At 73.2% G+C, this 21034-nt stretch carries 13 protein-coding genes and 2 pseudogenes; 10 read left to right on the top strand and 5 right to left on the bottom strand.

From position 1 onward, the window contains the following. Positions 1 to 103: 103 nt before the first annotated feature. From HUV60_RS06015 to HUV60_RS05995, 5 genes are all read left to right on the top strand, one after another. Positions 104 to 751 (top strand): ScbR family autoregulator-binding transcription factor, encoded by a 648-nt coding sequence (locus tag HUV60_RS06015; RefSeq protein ID WP_257851810.1) that lies wholly within the window; start codon positions 104 to 106, stop codon positions 749 to 751. A gap of 108 nt (positions 752 to 859) precedes the next feature. Beyond that, positions 860 to 2038, top strand: coding sequence for a damage-control phosphatase ARMT1 family protein (locus HUV60_RS06010; RefSeq protein WP_257851811.1), 1179 nt, complete (start codon positions 860 to 862; stop codon positions 2036 to 2038). Between the two features lie 144 nt (positions 2039 to 2182). Next, a complete protein-coding gene (gene cyc2, locus HUV60_RS06005) occupies positions 2183 to 4345 on the top strand; it encodes a germacradienol/geosmin synthase Cyc2 (protein ID WP_257851812.1) in 2163 nt (720 codons plus the stop codon). 305 nt (positions 4346 to 4650) lie between these two features. Next, positions 4651 to 5100, top strand: a complete 450-nt coding sequence (locus HUV60_RS06000) for a PDZ domain-containing protein (RefSeq protein ID WP_331461976.1) — start codon at positions 4651 to 4653, stop codon at positions 5098 to 5100. A gap of 377 nt (positions 5101 to 5477) precedes the next feature. Continuing rightward, the gene (locus tag HUV60_RS05995; RefSeq protein WP_257851813.1) at positions 5478 to 6434 is read left to right on the top strand and encodes an aminoglycoside phosphotransferase family protein; all 957 of its coding nucleotides are present in this window, start codon (positions 5478 to 5480) and stop codon (positions 6432 to 6434) included. A 91-nt stretch (positions 6435 to 6525) separates the two neighbouring features. Here the strand turns inward: HUV60_RS05995 and treZ are convergent, their stop codons facing one another. Beyond that, positions 6526 to 8271 carry a malto-oligosyltrehalose trehalohydrolase gene (gene treZ / locus HUV60_RS05990; protein ID WP_257851814.1) on the bottom strand — a complete coding sequence of 582 codons (1746 nt, stop codon included), beginning with the start codon at positions 8269 to 8271 and terminating at the stop codon, positions 6526 to 6528. 181 nt (positions 8272 to 8452) lie between these two features. On the opposite strand from treZ, the gene HUV60_RS05985 reads away from it, so the two are divergent. From HUV60_RS05985 to HUV60_RS05975, 3 genes and pseudogenes are all read left to right on the top strand, one after another. Next, positions 8453 to 9004, top strand: a complete 552-nt coding sequence (locus tag HUV60_RS05985; protein ID WP_257851815.1) for a DUF1707 and FHA domain-containing protein — start codon at positions 8453 to 8455, stop codon at positions 9002 to 9004. 292 nt (positions 9005 to 9296) lie between these two features. Beyond that, positions 9297 to 10680 (top strand): annotated as a pseudogene (locus HUV60_RS05980) (M14 family zinc carboxypeptidase). After that, positions 10677 to 11108, top strand: a complete 432-nt coding sequence (locus HUV60_RS05975) for a subtilase-type protease inhibitor (RefSeq protein WP_257851816.1) — start codon at positions 10677 to 10679, stop codon at positions 11106 to 11108. The pseudogene HUV60_RS05980 and the gene HUV60_RS05975 overlap by 4 nt, the downstream one beginning before the upstream one ends. A 171-nt stretch (positions 11109 to 11279) precedes the next feature. Here HUV60_RS05975 and HUV60_RS05970 read toward each other — a convergent pair. The 3 genes and pseudogenes from HUV60_RS05970 to glgX all read right to left on the bottom strand — a co-directional run bounded on the left by HUV60_RS05970 (position 11280) and on the right by glgX (position 17663). Beyond that, a pseudogene (locus tag HUV60_RS05970) lies at positions 11280 to 12673 on the bottom strand (M14 family zinc carboxypeptidase). A 324-nt stretch (positions 12674 to 12997) separates the two neighbouring features. Beyond that, on the bottom strand, positions 12998 to 15397 hold the full coding sequence (gene treY / locus HUV60_RS05965; RefSeq protein ID WP_257851817.1) for a malto-oligosyltrehalose synthase: 2400 nt from the start codon (positions 15395 to 15397) through the stop codon (positions 12998 to 13000). 97 nt (positions 15398 to 15494) lie between these two features. Next, positions 15495 to 17663 carry a glycogen debranching protein GlgX gene (gene glgX, locus HUV60_RS05960; RefSeq protein ID WP_257851818.1) on the bottom strand — a complete coding sequence of 723 codons (2169 nt, stop codon included), beginning with the start codon at positions 17661 to 17663 and terminating at the stop codon, positions 15495 to 15497. A 362-nt stretch (positions 17664 to 18025) separates the two neighbouring features. Here glgX and HUV60_RS05955 point away from each other — a divergent pair, with 362 nt between their 5' ends. Together HUV60_RS05955 and HUV60_RS05950 are read left to right on the top strand one after the other, a co-directional pair. After that, a complete protein-coding gene (locus tag HUV60_RS05955; RefSeq protein WP_257851819.1) occupies positions 18026 to 19264 on the top strand; it encodes an SAV2148 family HEPN domain-containing protein in 1239 nt (412 codons plus the stop codon). A gap of 101 nt (positions 19265 to 19365) precedes the next feature. Further along, positions 19366 to 20088 carry a 3'-5' exonuclease gene (locus HUV60_RS05950; RefSeq protein ID WP_257851820.1) on the top strand — a complete coding sequence of 241 codons (723 nt, stop codon included), beginning with the start codon at positions 19366 to 19368 and terminating at the stop codon, positions 20086 to 20088. 37 nt (positions 20089 to 20125) lie between these two features. Here the strand turns inward: HUV60_RS05950 and HUV60_RS05945 are convergent, their stop codons facing one another. Continuing rightward, on the bottom strand, positions 20126 to 20995 hold the full coding sequence (locus HUV60_RS05945; protein WP_257851821.1) for a phosphotransferase: 870 nt from the start codon (positions 20993 to 20995) through the stop codon (positions 20126 to 20128). Between the last annotated feature and the right edge of the window lie 39 nt (positions 20996 to 21034).

Raw genomic sequence — 21034 nt, 5'->3', positions numbered from 1 at the left:
GAGAGGGGCCGGTTGACCGATACGGCCTCAGGGTAAGTTATCGTCTACGTGGGGTTAAAACAAACGGCATGCCCCGTTCCTTTCCGGCTCAGGAGTTCAGTCGATGGCGAGGCAGGTACGCGCCGAGCAGACCCGTGCGACGATCATCACGGCCGCCGCCGATCTGTTCGACCGACAAGGCTATGAATCGACCAGTCTCAGTGACATCGTCGAGCACGCCCACGTCACCAAGGGAGCCCTGTACTTTCACTTCGCGGCGAAGGAGGACCTGGCACACGCGATCCTGGAGATCCAGTCCGCCACCTGCCGCGGGCTGGCCAGGGACACCGAGATCCGGGGCCACACCTCCCTGGAGGCGCTGATGCGCCTCACCTTCGGCATAGCCCGCCAGTCGGCCGAGGACCCCGTCCTGCGGGCCGGACTCCGCCTCGCCACCGGGGGCGCCCGGCCCCGTCCGCCGCTCCGCCACCCGTTCACCGAGTGGACGGACATCGTCACCACCCGACTCGTCGGCGCGGTCAGGGAGTCCGACGTCCACCCCGAGGTCGACATCGACGTCGTCGCCCACTCCCTCGTCTGCTTCTTCATCGGCACCCGCGTCGTGGGCTGCACCCGGGAACCCGTCGCCCGGCAGCCCCGACGCACCGCGGAGATGTGGCAGCTCCTCATCCGGGGCCTGGTCCCGGTCACCCGCAGGGCCCGCTATCTCAGCCTGGCCGCACGGCTGGAGCGGGAGATCGCACCCGTCTGACGCGAGGCTGCGGGGCCCACGCGGGTGGCCCCGGCGGCCCATCGGCCCGTTCCGCGGCGCCGGGGCGGCCGACCTCGTCGCCCGGCGCCGCGCGTTACGGTGAGCCGCATGTCCGACACCCCCACCGCTCCCGTGATCCTCGGCAACCGGCCCGGTTCGTTCCCGCACGGCGTGCTCGCCGAGAGGCACCCCGCGATCATCCGGCAGGTGCGCGAGGCCTTCCCGTACGAACCCGGGCAACAGCGCGCGCTCGACGCCCTGCTGGCCAACTGCACCGGGGGCACCATCGAACCCCTTCCCGCCGACGCACACGACCGGGAGCGCTGGACGGCCTGGGGGATGGACACGTACGCCGGACAGTCCTGGTACGACGTGCCCTGGCTGTGGTCCGAGAGCTGGTTCTACCGCCGACTGCTGCAAGCGGTCGGCTACTTCGGCCCTGGCCCCTGGCAGGGGATCGACCCCTTCTGCCTCTCCAAACGCGCCGAACTCGACTCGCCCGCGACGAACGAGGAACTCGCCGCGCTCGAGGACCTCGCCGACCGGCCCGCGGACGAGCAGAGGCAGGCCCTGCTGCACGGCTCACTGTGGGGAAACCGCGCCGACCTCGGCTTCCGGCTCTCCGCCGAGGGAGCCGACCTCGCGGCGGCCGTCCCCGCGCTGGTCGCCGACGACAGCGAGCGACTGTGGTCGCTGCTGGACGCCTCCCGCGCGGGCACCCTGGTCCTGGTCGCGGACAACGCCGGACGCGAACTCGTCCCCGACCTCCTGCTCATCGCACACCTGCTGGCCCACGGAACCATCAACCGGGCGGTGCTGCACGTCAAGCCGTACCCGTACTACGTCTCCGACGCCACGACCGCCGACGTCGTCGACGCGTTGCGCCGGCTGGCCAACGCCCAGGGGACAGCGGCCGGTTACGGCCGCCGGCTGTGGGACGCCCTCTCCGACGGCCGACTCGTCCTCCGCGCCCACCCGTTCTCCTGCTCCCCGCTGCCGTACGAGGAGATGCCCGACGACCTCCGCGCCGACTTCGCCCCGGCCGCGCTCACCCTCGTCAAGGGCGACCTCAACTACCGCCGCCTGGTGGGTGACCGGACCTGGCCGTCCACCACACCCTTCACAGACGTCACCGGCTACTTCCCCGGACCGGTCGCCGCCCTGCGCACCCTGAAGTCCGACGTCGTCACCGGACTGGCTCCCGCGGCGGAGAAGGCACTGGTCGCGGCCGAGGAACAGCGCTGGCGCACCGGCGGCACCCACGCGCTGATCCAGGTACGGGCATAGCGCTGTGCCCCCATGCCCGGGGGCACAGTCGCGCATCCGGCACTCCCGCACCGGAATTTCGGCATTTCGGCGGAGGTTCACGCGATGGTGTGATCATGTCCGGGCCGGCGGATGCCGCCACGGAGCCACGGGTAGTGCCGGGCCATGACCCAGCCGTTCGAACTTCCGCACTTCTACCTGCCGCACCCCGCGCGGCTGAACCCGCATCTCGACCAGGCCCGTGCCCACTCGTCGGCGTGGGCGCGCGAGATGGGCATGCTGGAGGGATCCGGAGTCTGGGAGCAGGCCGATCTCGACGCGCACGACTACGGCCTGCTCTGCGCCTACACCCACCCCGACTGCGACGGGCCCGCCCTCTCCCTGATCACCGACTGGTACGTGTGGGTCTTCTTCTTCGACGACCACTTCCTGGAACTGTTCAAACGCAGTCAGGACCGTGAGGGCGGAAAGGCCCACCTGGACCGGCTGCCGCTGTTCATGCCGCTGGACCCCTCGGCCCCCGTGCCCGAGCCGCGCAACCCGGTCGAGGCGGGCCTCGCAGACCTGTGGGCGCGCACCGTGCCCGCGATGTCCGAGGACTGGCGCGCCCGGTTCGCCGTCGCGACGGAACACCTTCTCAACGAGTCGTTGTGGGAGCTCTCCAACATCAACGAGGGGCGGATCGCCAACCCCGTCGAGTACATCGAGATGCGCCGCAAGGTCGGCGGCGCCCCGTGGTCGGCGGGCCTCGTCGAGTACGCGACCGCCGAAGTACCCGCCGCCGTCGCCCGGACCAGGCCGCTCAGGGTGCTGATGGAGACGTTCTCCGACGCCGTGCACCTGCGCAACGACCTGTTCTCCTACCAGCGCGAGGTCGAGGACGAGGGCGAGAACAGCAACGGCGTCCTCGTCCTGGAGACCTTCTTCGGCTGTACCACCCAGCAGGCCGCCGACACCGTCAACGACATCCTCACCTCGCGGCTGCACCAGTTCGAACACACCGCGTTCACCGAAGTGCCCGCGGTCGCCCTGGAGAAGTGCCTCGCCCCACACGAGGTCGCGGCCGTCGCGGCGTACGCGAAGGGCCTGCAGGACTGGCAGTCCGGTGGCCACGAATGGCACATGCGCTCCAGCCGGTACATGAACGAGGGCGCGCGGGAGACCTCCCCGTGGGCGGGGCCGACCGGGGCGGGCACCTCGGCCGCCGACGTGCGCGGGCTGCTCGCCGCCGCGGGCGCGGCGAGACTGCGGGCGCACACCCATGTGCCGTACCAGAGGGTCGGTCCGTCCCTGATCCCCGAGATCCGCATGCCGTTCCCGCTGGAGCTCAGCCCGCACCTCGACGCCTCCCGCGGCACCCTCGTCGACTGGTGCCGGCGGACCGGCATCCTGAGCGAAGGCGTGTGGGACGAGGACAAGCTCGACGCCTACGACCTCGCGCTGTGCTCTGCCGGAATCGACCCGGACGCCACCCCCGGGGCCCTCGACCTCAGCGCGCAGTGGCTCGCCTGGGGCACCTACGGCGACGACTACTACCCGCTCGTCTACGGGCACCGCCGCGACCTGGCCACCGCCCGGCTGACCACCGCCCGTCTGTCCGACTGCATGCCCGTCGACGGCGAACCCGTCCCCCCGGCGGCCAACGCCATGGAGCGGGGCCTGACCGACCTGTGGGCCCGCACCACGGCGGGCATGACCCCCGAGGAGCGGGGGCCTCTGAAGAACGCCGTGAACGCCATGACCGAGAGCTGGCTGTGGGAGCTGGGCAACCAGATCGTGCACCGCGTGCCCGACCCGGTCGACTACCTGGAGATGCGCCGGCAGACCTTCGGCTCCGACCTCACCCTCGGCCTGTGCCGGATGGGCCACGGCCCGGCCGTCCCGCCCGAGGTCTACCGCAGCGGCCCGGTCCGCTCGCTGGAGAACGCGGCCATCGACTACGCCTGCCTCCTCAACGACGTCTTCTCGTACCAGAAGGAGATCGAGTTCGAGGGCGAGATCCACAACGCGATCCTCGTCGTGCAGAACTTCTTCGGCTGCGACTACCCGACGGCGCTGGGCGTCGTCCACGACCTGATGAGCCGCCGCCTGGACCAGTTCGAGCACGTCGTGGCGCATGAGCTGCCCGTTCTGTACGAGGACTTCGAGCTGTCCCGGGAGGCACGCGCGATCATGCGGGACTACGTGCTGGACCTGCGGAACTGGATGGCCGGCATCCTGCACTGGCACCGCAGCGTGGACCGCTACAAGGACGCGTGGCTTTCCGGCCGGGCCCACGGCTTCCTGCCGGACCGCACACCCGCGGTGCCCATGGCCACCCGCACCTGAGGAAGAGCCGGTCTCACTCTTTCGTGGCTCGTCGGTCTCCGCCGATCCGGGGAGCACTCCAGCCGGAGGCGATCCATGGAACAGACTACGTTGCGGCCCAAGCCGATGCCCGGCCCAGAGGCGGCCGGTGCCGGAGGCGCGGGTGGGGGCGAGGGCGCGGACCGGACCGGAACGGAATCGGAAACGGCACCGGTGCCCGGCCCGGGGCGGGGGGCAGGGCTGCCGGGGCCCGGTGCGGTTCCGGCCGGCCGCGCCCGCATGCCGCGAGGCGGCGGGGACGGCGGCTGAGGACCACGCTGTTCGCGATGGCCGTCGGCACTGTCCTGGTGTTCTCCGGGGTGGGCGTCGGGGCGAGGGGGGCCACGGTCGTCGGCGCGGACGGGCTCGCCGAGCTGCAACGCCGGGCGGGGCGCGCGGGTGCTGCCGCGCCGTCCGGGCCGTCCGGGCCGACGCCGTCGGGTGCCATTCCCTCCCCGGCGTCCGCGCCCGTCGTCGCCCGGCTCGGTGTGGAGGGCGTGGACGACAGCGGGCCGGGGGTGCTGGCGGTCGGTGTCCCTGTGCCGGGTCCGGGGTTCTCGGCGGGCCTGGTGCGGGGCGAGGTGCTCCTCGTCTTCGGCGACGCCCGGATCGACACCGCCGCCGACCTGGCACGCGCGGCCGTCCGGGCGAGACCGGGCGCCGAGGCGACGCTCACGGTGCGCCACCGCGGCGGTGGCTTCCAGCAGCTCACGGCCGTCCCCGGCCTCGTCACCTGAGCGGCGGGGAGCGGGGCGGGACCCGGGCCGTCGCGAACCGGAATGCCGCGTCCGGACGGGTACATCAGTGCGACGCTGATGGCCGGTGTGCGCGCGGGGCCGCTCCCCAGGCGTCCCGGGACGGGCGACGTGCCGGATGAACACGGCAGACCGGCTCGCGCCGCCCCCGCCCGCCGGGCAGGATGCTGCTCGTAACCCCGCGTCCGCACCTGCCCCGGGAGGCCCGGATGACCGGCAGTACGTCCTCGTCCCGCACCGCCGCCGACGCCGTGTTCCGTACCCGTACCCGTACGGAGCGTGCCGCGGGGGAGCCGGTCATAGTGGACTGAACGGCCCCGACGTCCCCTCCCCGCCCACCGAACGACAGCGGCGCGACCATGACCCAGGCACCGACACCCACCGCGGACACCGTCCGCCGACTGGTCCGTACCCTCCTCCGGGACGAAGGGGACGGTGAGACCGCCGACGTACCGGACGTGCTGCCCGTCGGTGAGGGCGTCGATCCCGCCACCTGGTGGGTCGGCACCCGGCAGGTGCTGCGCCTCGCACTCGACCGCGAGACGAGCGCGCGCCGACGCCGTGAACTGCGGCTGCGCGAACTCGCCCGCCCCCACGTCCCGGTCGCGGTGCCGTCGAGCACGGCGCACGGCGAATGGGCACCGGGCCTGGCCTGCACCCTGGACACCAGGCTGTCCGGCGGGTCGGCGGAGGAGCACCGGGTGTCCGCCGTCGGTGAGACCGATCTGGCCGGGCTGCTCACCGGACTGCGCGAGGTACCGGTGCCGCAGGCGGAGACGCTCGGTGTGCCGCGTGTCTCCCCGCGTTCCCTGGAGTCCCTGCGCCGGGCCGCCGGACCGGCCGCCGAACTGCTGGCCGCCGCCGACGAGTTCGCACCCGTCCGCCTGCGGCAGCTCACGCCGTCCGCCACCGGCCGGCTCGCCGCCCAGTCCGGTTCGCCGGTCCTCGTCCACCACGGTCTCACCGGAGAGCGTCTCGTGGTCAGCACCGACGGCCGGGTACGCGGGGTCCTCGGCTGGGCCGGGGCGGTGGTCGGCGACCCCGCCGAGGACATCGCGGGCCTGGCGCTCGCCGTGGGCTCCCCGGCCGCCGTACGCGCCGCCACCCTCGCCGGCTACGGCGCCCGCCCCTGTCTGCGCGGCCTGTGGCTGGCCCGCTGCGACGCCGTCCTCCACCTCGCCGGCGCCCTCGGCGGCAAAGGCACCGGCCCGCCGCCGGGGCCCGTGCCGCTGCTGCGCGTCCGGCTGCGCAGGGCCTGGGAGGCGATCCTGCTGGAGCGCGTGACGGACCTCCGCAGCGCCGAGGACATGCCGTAGGCGCGCCCGAGCCGCGTGCCCCGGCGGACGGGATCCGCCGGAAGCACCCCGCGGCACACGGCCGTGTGCCGCGGGCCGGCGCACCGGGCACTCACTGCTGCTGCAGCACCACCGCCGACTCGCCGGGCAGGTGCAGGACCCCGTCCGGGCCCGGTACGCCGACGGGCTCCCAGGCGGCGAGTACGCGCGCGTGCGGTACGCCCAGGGGGATCGCGGCCGGTTCACCGGCCAGGTTCACGGCCACCAGCACGTCCCCGCGCCGGAAGGCGAGCCAGCGCCGCTCCTCGTCGAAGACCACCTTGGTGTCGGCGAGGTCGGGGTCGGTGAGATCCGGCTGTGCGTGACGCAGTGCGACGAGCTGCCGGTACCAGGCCAGCACGCGTCCATGGGGCTCGCGCTGCGGCTCCGACCAGTCCAGGCAGGAGCGGTCGCGGGTGGCGGGGTCCTGCGGATCGGGCACGTCCGCCTCGGCCCAGCCGTGTGCCGTGAACTCCCGCCGCCTGCCGTCGCGCACGGCCTTGGCGAGTTCGGCGTCGGTGTGGTCCGTGAAGAACTGCCAGGGCGTGCCCGCCGCCCACTCCTCGCCCATGAACAGCATCGGCGTGAACGGCGCGGTCAGTGTGAGGGCTGCCGCGCAGGCCAGCAGGCCGGGGGAGACCAGCGCGGCCAGCCGGTCGCCCCGGGCCCGGTTGCCGATCTGGTCGTGGGTCTGGCCGTAGCCGAGGAGCCGGTGCCCGGCGATCCGCGTACGGTCCAGGGGCTGTCCGTGCCGCCGGCCGCGGAAGGAGGAGTACGTGCCGTCGTGGAAGAAGCCGCCGGAGAGCGTCTTGGCGAGCGCCGTGAGCGGGGCGCGCGCGAAGTCGGCGTAGTAGCCCTGCGACTCCCCGGTCAGCGCGGCGTGCAGGGCGTGGTGGAAGTCGTCGTTCCACTGTGCGTGCAGCCCGTGGCCGCCGTCTGCGCGGGGCGTGACGTCCCGGGGGTCGTTCCGGTCCGACTCGGCGATCAGGAACAGCGGCCGGCCGGTGCCGGCCGACAAGGCGTCCACGGCCGCCGACAGCTCCTCCAGGAAGTGGTGGGCGCGCGTGTCCGCCAGCGCGTGCACCGCGTCCAGGCGTAGCCCGTCGATCCGGTAGTCGCGCAGCCACGCCAGAGCGCTCCCGACGAGATACGTCCGTACCTCGTCCGAGCCGGGGGCGTCCAGGTTGACGGCGGCGCCCCACGGAGTGTGGTGGGTGTCGGTGAAGTACGGGCCGAATCGCGGAAGATGGTTCCCGGACGGTCCCAGATGGTTGTGCACCACGTCGAGGACGACGCCCAGACCCAGGGCGTGCGCCCGGTCCACGAACCGTTTCAGCGCCTCGGGCCCTCCGTACGGCTCGTGCACCGCCCACAGCGCGACCCCCTCGTACCCCCAGCCGTGACGGCCGGGGAAGGGACACACCGGCATCAGCTCCACATGGGTGACGCCCAGCCCGGCGAGATGCTCCAGCCGCTTCGCGGCGGCGTCGAACGTCCCCTCGCGCGTGTACGTGCCCACGTGCAGCTCGTACAGGACGGCGCCGGGCAGCGGACGCCCGTCCCAGACCGTGCGCCAGGCGAACGTGCCGTGGTCGACGACGGCGCTTTCCCCGTCGGGCCCGTCCGGCTGCCGGCGCGAGCGCGGATCGGGCAGGACCGGTCCGCCGTCCAGCGCGAAGCCGTACCGGGAGCCGTCCCGCGCGTCCGCCTCACCGCACCACCACCCCTCCCGCTGCGGATCGCGCGTCAACACGCGCGTGACGCCGTCGCACTGGAGCGTCACCTCGCCGGCCTGCGGTGCCCACACCTCGAACTGCACGGACGGTTCCCCTTCGTCTGCTCACCGTGATGTAGCCAGACCATGGTCATACATCGGAGATCGATCCGCCGGTGAATGTTCCCTTTGCGGCGGGTGTCGTTGCCGCAGGAGTGGGGGCGGCAGTGCGGTGCTTGTGCCGTCTCCTGGACAGTCCGGCCGGTGCTGGCCGACAATCGGCGGTGTGACGTCGTCATTCGAGTTCAACACGTACCCCGCGCGGCTCTCCGACACGGAGCGCGACAAGGCGCTGAAGGTGCTGCGGAACGGCGTCGCCGTGGGGCGGTTGTCCCATGACACGTTCGTCCGGCGCATGGAGCTCGCGCTCGCGGCCCGGTGCCCCGACGAACTCGTCCCGCTCACCGCCGACCTGCCCACCGAGGGCCGCTTCTCACGCCTGGTGTTCGGCTCCGTGGAGGCGGTCTCCGGGTTCACGGTACGGCTGCGCGGGGCGTGGCGGGCCGAGCGGCTGCCGAAGCTGCTGCTGCCCCATCCGGCGACCGCCCACTCCTTGTGCATAGGGCGCGGCCCCGCCAACGGCCTGCGGCTCCACCACGAGACGGTCTCCCGCATACATGCCGAACTCCGCCGGCAGGGCGGCCTGTGGGTGCTGCGGGACCTCGGTTCCACCAACGGCACGACGGTGAACGGGCGTCGGGTGGTCGGTGCGGCGGTTGTCCGGGAGGGCGACCAGATCGGCTTCGGACGGATGACGTACCGGCTCGCGGCGAACTGACCGACTGTCCGGAAAATCATCGACCTCCCTTTGCTCTCCGCCGTGACTCTGCTGCTCAATTCGGGGGGATGGTCACGCACCGCATCCCAGAGGGGCCGGCCGGGCCGGACCGTCTCCTCGCGAGATCCGTTCCCTGCGCCCCGCCGACAGGCCGGCGTCCCTCTCCGCAATGGAGCAACAGGGTCCGCGGTGTTGACGCACCCCTCGCCGTCGTGATTCACCGTGGGTACCCCGGCGCGCCCGGTGAAGGGCGAGTCGGCGGACCGACGGCGTCACTTCGTGGAGGTGTGCCCTGCCGTCCCTCCTGCGCTCCCCGACCGTCGACGAACCGGGCGCGCGGGCCGCCGCCCTGGCCGCCGGCAGTCCCCGGAACGCACAGTTGCGCCGTATCGGAACCTCCCGCGCGGGCGCGCCCCTGCTGCTCCTGCGCATCGGCCACGGCAGCCGGCAGGTCCTCGTCGTCGCCGGACCGCACGCCAACGAACCGGCGGGCGGTGCCACCGTGCTGCGGCTGGCCGAGCGTGCCCTGGCCGACCCCCGCCTCACCGAGGGCGCCGACGCCACCTGGAACCTGCTGTTCTGCCTCGACCCCGACGGCCTGCGCCACAACGAGCGCTGGCCGACCGGCCCCTACGCCCTGGGCCACTACTTCCGGAACTTCTTCCGGCCCGGCTTCCTGGAGCAGCCCGAATGGCTGCCCGGCGGTGCGCCCGCCGCCGCACTGCCCGAGCCCCGCACCCTGCTCGCTCTTCAGGACGAACTGCGGCCCTTCCTCCACTGCTCCCTGCACGGCGTCGGCGGCGGCGGCTTCGTCGAACTCACCCGCGACCTGCCCGGCCTCGGCCGCCGCGTCGCCGGTATCGAGGCCCGCCCCGGCGTCCCGCGTGAACTCGGCGCCTGGCCGCCCTGCACTGGCCCGACCTGGACCCCGCCGTATACCGCATCCCGCCGCCGCGCCGGGGTGGCCTGGCCGCCGCCATCACCGATGGCCGCCGTCGAGTCGACGTGGTTCCATCCGCACGGCCACGGCCACGGCCACGGCCACGGCCACGGCACCGTCGCCGCGGTCGTCGAGGCACCCATGTGGGGTGTGCGGGCCGTCGCCGGCACCTCCTTCCCCGCCGACGCGGAGGGCGCGCTGCGCTCCGTCAACCGCACCCTGCGCCAGGACACCCTGTTCCTGCGCGGCCTGCTGGCCCGGATCGGGCCGCATCTGGCCGCCGTCCCCGACGCGGCCCGACTGCTCGCCCCGGGCGGCGACTATTTGCTGGTCTGCCCCGGACTGGCCGACGCCTGGGACCCCGACACGGGCACGGGTGACGGCGAGGGCGGCGTCCGCCCGCTTCCACCCGTGAACACCGCCCGGCTGACCGCGCTCGCCATCACGGGCCGCAGGCTGGCGCTGCGCACCGCGGGGCTGCTGCACCAGCTGGTCGCCACCGGCCACGACCCGGCCGGGGTGCTGCCGGAGCTGGACCGGCTCATCGACGCGCGGTGCACCGACTACCGCGACACCTGCGCGACACGCTGGATCCCAGTCGCACGTCAGGTCGAGTACCAGGCGCGCGTCGTGGTCGCCGCGTTCGAACTGGCGGTACGGCACCCGCGGCACCCCCTCCCGTTCGGGTGAGCCGGGCTGGGGTTCTGGCAGCGCCGTGCCGATGCATCTGGAATGACGTACACCTCACCCAAAGCGGTACGGAGCGCGCTGCTGGCGGCGACCGCCCTCCTCGCCTTCCTCGTCCCCGCCCCCGCGCAGGCGGCTCCGGACCCCCAAGGCGCAGCCGACTCCGACCAGTGGCTTCTCCTCGGTGTGGACCAGGGCGAGACCCGGACCGGCACGACGTCCGGCAGCCTGCTCCTCTGTGACCCGCCCCAGGGGCACCCGCGCGCAGCCGAGGCCTGCGAGGAACTCGCCGCGGCGGACGGGCGCATCACCGGCATTCCGGCCCGGGACACCTACTGCCCGATGGTCTACGCCCCGGTGACCGCCCATGTGCGCGGGCAGTGGCGAGGACAGCCGGTCGAGTACACGGAGACCTTCCCGAACCGGTGCGTGATGGAGGCCCGGACCGGCTCCGTGTTCGCTCTGGACGGGCCCTAGGCCCTGTCTGGAGTTTCCCGTCTGCCGTGCGGCGTCCGGCACGGCACCTCGCCGCACGGCCGCATCACCCGGGTACGTCCGGTACGAGGGCGGTCCGGCCGCACACCGAGGCACCGCACCAGACGCCGCAGGGCCGCCCCTCGGGCGACGACGGGAAACTCCAGACAGGACCTAGCCCCACGAGAGTTCCGGGAGGGGGCGGGGCCAGCCCGGTCCTGCTCCCGCACCCGCGCGGGCGTGCAGCGCCGCCGCCACGACCGTGCGGACCTGATGCTCCACCTGGTGCGCCACGGGCACCCAGCGGGCCCGGAAACGCACGGCGAACGCGTCGCTCCACAGGGCGACCGGGCGCTCGAGCCGCACCGCCGCGTGCGCGTCGGTTTCCCGCAGCTTCCGCAGCTTCCGCAGCTTCCGCAGCTTCCGCAGCTTCCGCAGCTTCCGCAGCTTCCGCAGCTTCCGCAGCTTCCGCAGCTTCCGCAGCTTCCGCAGCAGCAGCATCGCCGCCGCCCGCAGTGGCACCCGGCGCGTGAACGCGTCCACGCTGGCCACGTACGTCCTGGTGTCGTCGGGCAGCGGGATGCGGACCAGGTCCGCGGCCAGCCCCGGGACCAGCTCCAGCCCCCAGGTGGCCGCCCGCAGCAGCGGACCGCCGGCGGTGCCGGCGCCCTCCACGGCCCCGGGCCGGTCCTCCTTCAGCACCTGTCGCACCTCGCCCGCGTCCCGCAGGAGCCGGGCCGCGATATGCCGCAGCGTCCCGGCCGGAGCCGGATGCGGCTCCGGATCGTCCCCCCGGGCACCGGCCCGCATCGGGACCTCGACGACCGCCGTCAGACCGCCGTACCGGTGAGCGTGGTACCAGGTGCTGTGCCGCGCGTCGTCCGACAGGCTCGGATACGCCGGACCGGCCCCCGCCGTGGGCATCACCCGTACTCCGGGGCCGGACGCCGGCCAGCCCGCCGCGTCCGAGGCGCCCGTCTCCACCGGGATGTGCAGTTCCGCAGCGGACTTCGCGAATGGCTCGGCGAGCCCCGGCACGTCCCGCGTCAGCTGGACCCAGCTGCCGCCCAGATCGGTCCCGTGCAGCGATACCTGGAGGGTAGGGACGCAGCTTGTCGATGACCCCGGCCAGGGCCAGGGTCCCGGGCGGCAGCCGGTCGGGAGGGAGGACCGACGGGGCCCACTCCGGCTGTTCCCGGCCGACGGGGCGGAAGAAACCCAGGTGGTAGTCGTACAGGCTGTCCGGTTTCGTCGCCGTATGGCGGCTTGCCGCGCCGGGGTCCGCGCACAGCAGGACGTGCCAGGACGTGCCGTCCCGCAGCTCCCGCTCCGCCACGGCCCGCCGGGCCGGCGTGAGCAGCGTGGCCCCGCCGGCCGGCTCGTTGGCATGGGCGCCCGCGACCACCAGGACGGCCCGCCGGGCGTGCCCCACCGACAACAGGTGCAGCGGTCGCTCCGCGCGGGAGAGTCCCACCTGGCGCAGGACGCACAGGCCGGGCCGTCAGCGCGCGTGCGGCGGCCACGAGTTCGGCCACCGTCAGGTAGTGAAGCTCCGGCAGGAGACCCACCCCCCCCGTCAACCAGCCGTCGTCACACACCGCAGTACCCCACGGCCACGGACCGGTGTCAAGGGCGCGACGGGAAGGCTCCAGGGGACGTATGCGGCGCGCATGACCGGCACCTCCGCCGCTGGTGGAGCACCCGGACGACCCTGCCGGGCGCTCCACGCCCGGCCGCCGAACCCCCCTGTGCCCCGCTTGCGCCCGGCTTGTTCCCGGTGACGCCGTGCGGGCTCTCCCGGCTCGGCCGGAATCCCCACCTGCCGCACCGGACCCCGCACGACACCGTGAGGTCCGTCCTCCGGTCGGACGACGCGGGCCCGACGACAGGGCCTACGCCCCGTCCGCGTCCCCGGCGCGCTCCAGCAGGGCCACCGGTGACCGCTCGAACAGCTCCGCCACGTGCACGCCTCCCGTGAACTCCCGTCCGGGCACCAGTACGTCGGTCCAGCGGCCCGACGGCAGTGCCAGCCGGGTCTCCCGCCAGCCGCCCGCCTCCGCCAGCCGCAGCGACAGCCGGGTCACGGCGGTCAGCACCGCGCCGGACCGCACGAACGCCACGCAGTGCGCGGCCCCCGGCCCCTCGGCGGTCAGCGGTTCGTACGACGCCGTGCCGCCGAACACCCCGGGCCGCCGCGCACGCAACCGCAACGCGGCCCGCGTCACCGCCGCCTTGTCACCGCCGACCGCGTCCTCGCCGTCACCGTCCGCCGCCCAGGCCGGGAAGTCCACCGCGCGCCGGTTGTCCGGGTCCACCAGGGCCCGGTACTCGGACTCGGTGCCCTGGTAGACGTCGGGCACACCCGGCATCGTCAGATGGACCAGGGCGGCGCCCAGCACGTTCGCGCGGATGTACGACTCCAGCGAGGCCCGGAACTGCGCGACCCGTTCGCCCGTGACCCCGCACGGCCCCGTCGCCACGAACCGGGCCACCGCCTCCTCGTACACCGGTTCCTGCTCTGTCCAGTTCGTGTGCAGGTCTGCCTCGCGCACATGCTTGAGCAGCGCACCCGCCACCCGCTCCGGGTCCGCCGGGCCCAGTCCGAACACCGTCTGCCAGGCCGCCCAGGCCAGCTGCGGGTCCGGTACGTCCTCGCCGACGTGGGTCACCTCCGCCAGGACGTCCGCCCAGCGGCCCGGGCACTCGGTGAGCACATGGAGCGCTGCCCGCACATCGGCGCTGCGCTTGGTGTCGTGCGTGGAGACGACGGTGCCGGTCGCGGGCCAGTCGCGCTGCACGCGCGCGCAGTACGCGTGGAACCGTTCCGGGGACAGCGCCGGAGAGCCGGGGGCGTGGCCCACCTCCGTCGCCGACAGCAGCGGCACGTAGCGGTAGAACGCCGTGTCCTCCACCGACTTGGCGCGCAGCGCCGACGCGGTCTGCGCGAACCGCGTACGGAACTCCACCTGCTGCGGCCCGTCGCCGTACCGTCCGAGCACCAGATCCCGTACGGCGTCCACCGCCCCGGCCTCCTCGGGGACGGTGAAGGCGCGCCGGGCGCCGGCCGCGGACTCCTCGGTGACCACGCCGGTCGGGTCCACGGACGTGTAGGGCCGGTACACCTCGAGCCGGACCAGGAGTTCCTCGAGCGCGGTGCGCAGGGCCCAGGGCGCGCGGTCGCGCAGCGCGGGCTCGGGCGAGGTCGCGCACACGCGGTGGGCGACCCGGGTCAGCCGGTCGACCTCGGCCGCCAGCTCGTGCGTGAGCACCTTGTACCCGGCCCGGCGCACCGTCGCCTCCCACGCGCCGCCCCGGTCCGGCTGCGGCGCCGCGAAGCGCCGGTAGTGGCGGAGCAGTTCCCCGGTCCCGGCCGGGTCCGTGAACAGGCCGTCCACATGCCGCAGGGCGTCGTAACCGGTGGTGCCCGCGACCGGCCATGAGGCGGGCAGCGGTTCGCCGTCGGAGAGGATCTTCTCCACCACGGTCCAGTGGCCCCCGGTCGCCGCGTGCAGCCGGCGCAGGTACTCGTCCGGGTCGGCGAGCCCGTCCGGGTGATCGACCCGCAGCCCGTCGACGACGCCCTCGCGCAGCAGCTGGAGGATCTTGGCGTGGGTGGCCTCGAACACCTCGGGGTCCTCCACCCGTACCCCGATCAGCTCGGAGATGCTGAAGAACCGGCGGTAGTTCAGCTCGGTGCGGGCCAGCCGCCACCACGCGAGGCGGTACCACTGGGCGTCCAGGAGCTGCGGCAGCGGCAGACGGGCGGTGCCCTCGCGCAGCGGGAACGTGTGGTCGTGGTAGCGCAGCACGTCGCCGTCCACCTTCAGCCGGCCGAGCTCCGAGCCGAGCGGCCCGCCCAGCACCGGCAGCAGCACCCGGCCGCCCTGCGCCTCCCAGTCGATGTCGAACCACCGCGCGTGGCGCGACGACGGCCCCCCGCGCAGTACCTCCCACAGGGCCCGGTTGTGGCGCGGGGACATCGCCATGTGGTTCGGGACGATGTCCACGACCAGACCGAGGCCGTGCTCCCGCGCGATGCGCGACAGGTCCCGCAGCGCCTGCTCACCGCCCAGTTCCTCGCGCACGCGCGCGGGGTCCGTCACGTCGTAGCCGTGCCGCGAGCCCGAAACCGCCTCCAGGACCGGCGACAGGTGCAGATGGGACACTCCGAGCGAGGCCAGATACGGCACGGCGGCCGCCGCGGCGGCGAACGGGAAGTCGGGCTGCACCTGCAGCCGGTACGTGGCGGTGGGCACCGAGGGCTCGGGTCGCTCAGATCGCTCAGAGGTCATGCAGACGTACGTACCCGCCCTGCCGCCCTTCCTGCCATGCGTCCCTCCGCTGCCGCGCCACGGGTCCCGCCCCCGGCCCCGTCCGCGCCGCCGTTCGTCACACCGGCCGCTGGAGCACCGTCAGGCTCCGGTCGGTCAGGGTCAGCCGGGTGCCGGCCCGCACCTTCGGGCCGGTGCCCGGCGGGACTCCGTCCTCGCGGGCGGTGTCGACGACCACTTGCCACTGCCGGCCGTGGTCGACGGGCACCACGAACTCCAGTGGGCCGGGGGAGGCGTTGAACATGAGCAGGAACGAGTCGTCCGTGATGCGCTCCCCGCGCCGGCCCGGCTCCGAGATCGCGTTGCCGTTGAGGAACACCGTCAGTGCCGAGGCACGCGCCTGGTCCCAGTCCCGCTGGGCCATCTCCGTCCCCTCGGGGGTGAACCAGGCGATGTCGGACAGGTCGTCGTGGGTGCCCTCGACCGGCCGTCCGTGGAAGAAGCGGCGCCTGCGGAACGCCGGATGGTTCTTGCGCAGCCACACCATCGCGCGGGTGAACTCCAGCATCCGCAGGCGGGGGTCGCCCGCGTCCCCGCCGTCCTCCTCGTCGCGTTCACGACCGTGGCCGGGCCCCCGCTTCGCGGGCCAGTCGAGCCAGGCCAGCTCGTTGTCCTGGCAGTAGGCGTTGTTGTTGCCGCGCTGGGTGCGGGCGGCCTCGTCGCCGTGACTGATCATCGGCACGCCCTGGGACAGCATCAGCGTCGCGACGAAGTTCCGCATCTGGCGGGCCCGCAGCCGCAGCACGTCCGGATCGTCGGTCTCGCCCTCGGTGCCGCTGTTCCAGGAGCGGTTGTGGCTCTCGCCGTCCCGGTTGTCCTCGCCGTTGTCGGCGTTGTGCTTGTCGTTGTACGAGACCAGGTCGTGCAGGGTGAAGCCGTCGTGGCAGGTCACGAAGTTGATCGAGGCCAACGGGCGTCGCCCGTCGTCCTGGTACAGGTCGGACGAGCCGGTCAGCCGGGAGGCGAACTCCGCGAGCGCGCGCGGCTCACCCCGCCACAGGTCCCGCACGGTGTCCCGGTACTTGCCGTTCCACTCGGTCCACAGCGGCGGGAAGTTGCCCACCTGGTAGCCACCCTCGCCCACGTCCCACGGCTCGGCGATCAGCTTCACCTGGGAGACCACCGGATCCTGCTGCACCAGGTCGAAGAACGACGACAGCCGGTCCACCTCGTGGAACTGCCGTGCCAGGGTCGCCGCGAGGTCGAAACGGAACCCGTCGACGTGCATCTCGGTGACCCAGTACCGTAGCGAGTCCATGATCATCTGGAGGACGTGCGGGGACCGCATGAGCAGGGAGTTCCCGGTTCCCGTCGTGTCCATGTAGTAGCGGGGGTCGTCGGTCAGCCGGTAGTAGGAGGGGTTGTCGATGCCCTTGAAGGACAGCGTCGGGCCCAGGTGGTTGCCTTCGGCGGTGTGGTTGTAGACGACGTCGAGGACGACCTCGATCCCGGCCTCGTGCAGTGCCTTCACCGCCGACTTGAACTCCAGCACCTGCTGACCGCGGTCGCCCCAGGACGCGTACGCGTTGTGCGGGGCGAAGAAGCCGATGGTGTTGTAGCCCCAGTAGTTGTTCAGGCCCATGTCCACCAGGCGGTGGTCGTTCACGAACTGGTGGACCGGCATCAGCTCCAGTGCCGTCACGCCGAGTCCGGTCAGGTGCTCGATCACCGCCGGGTGCGCGAGGCCCGCGTAGGTGCCGCGCAGTTCCTCCGGCAGCCCCGGATGGCGCATGGTGAGCCCCTTGACGTGCGCCTCGTAGATCACCGTGTGGTGGTACTCCGTCCGGGGCGGCCGGTCGTCGCCCCAGTCGAAGTACGGGTTGACCACCACCGACGTCATCGTGTGGGGCGCGGAGTCCAGGTCGTTGCGCTTGTCGGGCGCGTCGAAGCGGTAGCCGTACACCTCCTCGCCCCACCGGACCGACCCGCTGATCGCGCGCGCGTACGGGTCGAGCAGTAGTTTCGCCGAGTTGCAACGCAGCCCCCGTTCGGGGGCGTACGGCCCGTGGACACGGAAGCCGTACCGCTGTCCCGGCATGATGCCGGGCAGGTACGCGTGCCGCACGAAAGCGTCGCTCTCGCGCAGCTCGACCGCCGTCTCGGAGCCGTCGTCGTGCAACAGACACAGCTCCACTCGGTCCGCGGCCTCCGTGAAGACCGCGAAATTCGTGCCGGCGCCGTCGTACGTGGCACCGAGGGGATACGCCTCGCCAGGCCAGACCTGCATGGATGCGACTCTTTCAGGTGTACGGCGCCGATGGGGGCCTTGGCCCGGAGTGTTACCGTGTCGTCCGTTGCCGTGCTGTTGTCATACCGACCGTCGTACGGGCTGCCGGGGTTCCCGGCGGACCGGCGCGGCGTGATCCCTCCGTGGCCTCACGGATCTCCACGCACCTGCCCCGTCCGCGACCTCTCTGTGCGCGTTGTGACTTCGTGTACTCGCCGTGGACGGGCACAGCAGAACAGTGGTGCGGAACGCGGAAGTTGAGAAACGACCCTGCCATCGGGCTGCACCGCGCACCGCAAGCGGAGTACTCTCCTTGATCGTTGGGGCTGGGAGTGCTCGGGGGAGCGGAAGGCGGTGCGCGGGTGGGCTCGGGAGGGTTGGAGCTGCCCCCTGGTGACGAGGGTCACGAGGGGAACTCCACGGAGGTCCCGCCCGGTGCGGTGTCCCTGGCGCGGCCGATGGACGCGGGCTTGATCGGGCCGGACCTGGGCTGGGGTGCCGACGCCTGGCGTGAGGTGCGGACCCGGGCCCAGCGGGCCGGCCGTGCCTACATATGGCTGAACCTCGTGGAGCAGCGGCTGCGCTCGGTGGTGGCCGCCGTGCTGCGGCCCGTCTACGAGCCCGTCCACGGCGACGACTGGGTGGTCGCCGCTGCCGGACCCGCCGGGCAGGAGTGGGTGCAGCGGGCGGTCGCGGTGCGCGAGGTCAGCCGCCGCAAGGGTTATCTGCTCGACCCGGCCGACGACAACGTCGTCTCCTTCCTCACGCTCCCGCAACTGCGGGAGCTGATGGTCCAGCACTGGCCCTGTTTCGAGCCGTACTTCGACGACCGCCGGGACGTCGAACTCGCCCTGGACGAGCTCGAGGTGACCCGCAATGTCGTCTCCCGCAACCGGGCGCTGTCCGAGGCGGTGCTGAGCCAGGCCGAGCGGGCCTCCGCGCGGCTGCTGGAGATGCTCGGCGCGGACGGGGACGTGCCGTCCGCACGCCGGCTGCCGGTCGACGCGGTGGAGGACCTGGTCGGCGACCGGTACGCGGACGTGGTCGCCGTCCACCCCGACCGGGTGCGGCTGCTGCGCCAGTTCCCGGCCGAGGACATCTTCGGCGGCGCCCGCCGCCTGGACGCCATCGGCATCGGCCTCAACCTGCTGGTGCAGAACTTCTCCGGGCGCCGGCTGGTGCGGCTCGCCGAGTCCGGCTGCCGGGTGCGGCTGCTGTTCCTGAACCCGGCCTCCAGCGCGGTCAAGCGCCGCGAGCGCGAACTCGGCCTCAAGCGTGGGGAGCTGGGCCGCGCGGTCGAGATGAACATCCTGCACATGCGCCGGGTCCGCTCCCGGCTGCGCGACCCGGGAGCGTTCGGGATCCACGTCTACGACGAGACGCCCCGCTGCACGGCGTACCTCGTCGACGGGGACGGAGCCGACGGTGTCGGCGTGGTGCAGAACCATCTGCGCCGGGCCCGCGGGATGGAGGCGCCGGTGCTGGTGCTGCGCAACGGCAGCAGGGTGGTCAAACCGGGCGAGGCGGAAGAAGGTGGACTGTTCTCCACGTATCGCGAGGAGTTCGAGCAGATGTGGGTGGATTCCCGTCCGGTGTCGTGAACCGTCCGTGGCGGCAAGCGGAACGCGACCCTCGGGTTGTCGGTGGTGCGTGCGAAGGTAAGAACCACTGGGGGAACGCACCACACGGAAGGGGGCCACCCATGGGATGGCACCGGGAGCTGCTGATCGGCTTCGACCTCGAGACGACGGGTACCGACCCGTACGAGGCACGCATCGTCACGGGAGCCGTGATCGAGGTCAGGGACGGAGTGCCGCAGGGGCGCAGGGAGTGGCTGGCCGACCCCGGCGTGCCCATCCCGGCGGACGCGGTGGCGGTCCACGGCATCAGCGGCGAGCGTGCGACGGCCGAGGGAAGCCCCGCCGGCCAGGTCGCCGACCAGGCCGCCGACGCACTCGCCGGTCACTGGAGGAGGGGGGTTCCGGTCGTCGCCTACAACGCCGCGTTCGACCTGTCCCTGCTCTCCGCCGAACTGCGGCGGTACGGGCTGCCGTCGCTGAGTGACCGGCTGGGCGGCATGGAGCCCGCCCCGGTCATCGATCCGTACACGATCGACCGCAGCGTCGACCGCTACCGCCGTGGCAAGCGCAACCTGGAAGCGGTCTGCGCCGAGTACGGTGTCACTCTCGACTCCGCGCACGACGCGGCGGCCGACGCCCTCGCCGCCGCCCGGCTGGCCCGCGCGATAGCCGGCCGCCACCCGAGGGTCGCGGCGCTCGGCCCGGCGGAGCTGCACCGCCGCCAGATCGAGTGGTACGCCGAATGGGCGGCGGACTTCCAGGGCTTCCTGCGCCGCAAGGGCGACGCCACCGCGACGATCGACGGGACCTGGCCCCTGCGCGAGCCGGCGGGCGAGCGGGTCTGACCGGGGGACCCGGCTCGGGGCGGGGCCGAGGGCCGAGTCAGAAGGGGTGCCAGCGGACCGTCGGGTCGGCGTCGCGGAGGGACGCCACGCGGCGTTCGAATTCGGCCAGAGCCTTCGGGTTGCTCGGGGCGTGCTGGGCGACCCAGGCGCAGCTGGCCGTCTCCCGCGCGCCGCGCAGCACCGCGCAGCCCTCCCACTCGCGCACGTCCCAGCCGTAGGTCCCGGTGAAGGACGCGTACGCCTGCGCGGGGAGCCCGTAGCGGTCGTGGGAGAGGGCCATGACCACCAGGTCGTGCTCGCGCAGATCCGCGGAGAAGGTCTCCAGGTCGACCAGGACCGGCCCGTCCGGCCCGACGTGCACGTTCCGGGGCAGCGCGTCCCCGTGGACCGGCCCCGGCGGCAGACGGGGTGTCAGGGCCGCGGCAGCCGCCGCGAAACCGTCCCGCCGCTCGCGCAGATACGCCGCGTCCTCGGGGGCGATCGCCTCGCCCGCGAGCCGCAGCCAGCGTTCCACGCCGCCCAGCAGCTCGCGGGGCGGCAGCCCGAAGGCGGGAGCGGGAAGGGCGTGGACCACCCGCAGCAGCGCGGCCAGATCCCCGGGTTCGGCGGGTCGCACCGGCGCGGGCAGCCGGTGCCAGACCGTCACCGGGTGACCCTCGACGAGCAGTGCCTGCGGCCGTGCCGCCCGCACCGCCGGAACGTTCTCCTCGGCGAGCCACAGCGCGATCGCCATCTCCCGGCGGGCGCGCTCCAGCAGGCCGCTGTCGCGGCCCACCTTGACGACCAGGTCGCCGGCGGCGAACACCGCGTTCTCGCCCAGGGCGAGCAGCCGCGCGTCCCCGGCGGCCGCGCGCCCCGGCAGCACGCCCGCCGCCGCCAGGACGTCCCGCGCCCGTACCTCGTCCATCCGCCCGCCTCCGTGGCCGTACCTGTACCTGTGCTCGTG

Source organism: Streptomyces sp. KMM 9044, from assembly GCF_024701375.2.
Lineage (GTDB): Bacteria > Actinomycetota > Actinomycetes > Streptomycetales > Streptomycetaceae > Streptomyces.
This window is presented reverse-complemented; position numbering and strand designations above follow the sequence as displayed.

Bases quoted from the DNA above. Each gene is read 5' to 3' on its own strand.
- HUV60_RS06015 (WP_257851810.1), top strand. From the start codon at position 104: ATGGCGAGGCAGGTACGCGCCGAGCAGACCCGTGCGACGATCATCACG.
- HUV60_RS06010 (WP_257851811.1), top strand. From the start codon at position 860: ATGTCCGACACCCCCACCGCTCCCGTGATCCTCGGCAACCGGCCCGGT.
- cyc2 (WP_257851812.1), top strand. From the start codon at position 2,183: ATGACCCAGCCGTTCGAACTTCCGCACTTCTACCTGCCGCACCCCGCG.
- HUV60_RS06000 (WP_331461976.1), top strand. From the start codon at position 4,651: ATGGCCGTCGGCACTGTCCTGGTGTTCTCCGGGGTGGGCGTCGGGGCG.
- HUV60_RS05995 (WP_257851813.1), top strand. From the start codon at position 5,478: ATGACCCAGGCACCGACACCCACCGCGGACACCGTCCGCCGACTGGTC.
- HUV60_RS05975 (WP_257851816.1), top strand. From the start codon at position 10,677: ATGACGTACACCTCACCCAAAGCGGTACGGAGCGCGCTGCTGGCGGCG.
- treY (WP_257851817.1), bottom strand. From the start codon at position 15,397: ATGACCTCTGAGCGATCTGAGCGACCCGAGCCCTCGGTGCCCACCGCC.
- glgX (WP_257851818.1), bottom strand. From the start codon at position 17,663: ATGCAGGTCTGGCCTGGCGAGGCGTATCCCCTCGGTGCCACGTACGAC.
- HUV60_RS05950 (WP_257851820.1), top strand. From the start codon at position 19,366: ATGGGATGGCACCGGGAGCTGCTGATCGGCTTCGACCTCGAGACGACG.
- HUV60_RS05945 (WP_257851821.1), bottom strand. From the start codon at position 20,995: ATGGACGAGGTACGGGCGCGGGACGTCCTGGCGGCGGCGGGCGTGCTG.